This is a genomic window from Seonamhaeicola marinus (assembly GCF_008085455.1).
The window spans coordinates 1-350 of record NZ_VSDQ01000354.1 but is presented as its reverse complement, the minus strand read 5'-3'; the positions used below and the strand labels follow the sequence as shown (position 1 = coordinate 350).

General features: G+C 33.4%; 1 protein-coding gene. It reads right to left on the bottom strand.

Translation table 11 applies throughout. From position 1 onward, the window contains the following. Positions 1-350, bottom strand: a 350-nt coding sequence (locus FUA24_RS04900; RefSeq protein ID WP_187388171.1) for a diadenylate cyclase, incomplete at both ends; no start/stop codon positions are given.

Below are 350 nucleotides of genomic sequence, written 5' to 3'. Positions count from 1 at the left end.
GCTCTGTGGCGTAAACCAAAGCGTTGCGGTATGTTTTTTTCATTATTAACAGGCAAAATAACACGGGTGGCTTTAACAATATTGTTGCTTACAATTATAGCGCCATCATGTAACGGGCTGTTTTTAAAAAAAATACTTTCAATAATAGGTTGGGTAACTTTAATATTCATTTCATCACCCGATGAGGTTAAAAAATCTAAGTTATTATTGCGTTCAAAAACAATTAAAGCACCGGTTTTAGACATAGACATTTTATTACAAGCCGATACAATGGCATCAACATCAGTAGTACTTGTAGCATCGGTTTTTAAAAACTTAAAACGTTGCAAAAACTTAAACCTATGGCCAAA